This window comes from Bartonella fuyuanensis, assembly GCF_014197255.1.
GTDB classification, from domain to species: domain Bacteria; phylum Pseudomonadota; class Alphaproteobacteria; order Rhizobiales; family Rhizobiaceae; genus Bartonella; species Bartonella fuyuanensis.
Map to the genome: position 1 here is coordinate 1 of NZ_JACIFE010000079.1, position 1,056 is coordinate 1,056.

At 39.7% G+C, this 1,056-nt stretch carries 1 pseudogene; it reads right to left on the reverse strand.

The window, feature by feature from the left end:
• Positions 1-1,056: pseudogene (locus GGR08_RS08015) on the reverse strand (DUF6990 domain-containing protein); the annotation flags it as partial.

A 1,056-nucleotide genomic window follows, 5' to 3' on the forward strand; every position in this document is an offset into this window, starting at 1 on the left:
AATTGAACGGCCTGGTTAATATATCTCTCTACTTCACGGTCATCCAAAATTTCAGAAATCGTACCTGCTTCTAAAAAATTTTGATAAGATTTCAGAACATCAATTTGACCTGTCAATGCTAAACAAGCCAAATGCCAGACTATACGTATATTGTAGCTATACTTTTGAACACGTGTTTTGCTTTCTATTGATGCTTGTAAATCTTGGGCACGCGCCCACTGTATTATCCGCTCAGAGATTTTGATAAGCTCTTGCTCATCTAATGTCTCTACACAAATATCAATGCCTTTACCAAAACCACTAAAAATCCCCCCCCAATCGTATTAAAAGAATTATAAAGCCCCGTAGGAGAAACGCACCAATATTCCTCACTATAGTGAATACAATTGCAAGCGACAGAAATCATTTCATTAGATATTTCAGCTTCAATACGGACATTGTAATTGTCATGGAGACGTATAAAACCAAAATCAAATTGAATGAAGCGGTCGGGCAAAATCAACCACATTTTTCCAGGCTCCGTAGAAAACCACCCTTGTGTTTTGAGAACGCGCATTGCTGCTGTGAGGCTTATCGAGCGCTGTTTGGTTTTTTTGCGCGTTAGAATATCATTCACCCCCCCATTTTTATAGGCTTGCGCAAAAAAAAGCAGGCGATCATCCGATGTCATTGTTTTATAATCTGCAAATTCTGGCACAGATAGTTTTGGAGTAGATCTATCACTCCTTAAAGCCTCCATATCACCAAGTAATGCTTGTGCAACGGCAGAATGATTAGTAGCTTCCTCGCACAACTTTTTTTCAATATCCTGTGCTTGCGCCCATGCAATCACTTTGTTTAAAGCGGTTATGATATGGCTTTCGGAAAGATCTGGAGCTTTAACATTAAAATCCTCCTTCGCGTAAAACAGCACATCTCCATATTTACGCTGTGATTTTTCACCTCTAGAATATTCCCGAGCAAGACAATAAGCAGCGGTGGTGAGATCAGCCGAAAGCAAAAACTCTTTGCCACTCTCTCCATAATTTTTTACACCATAGCCAATACCGACAATGC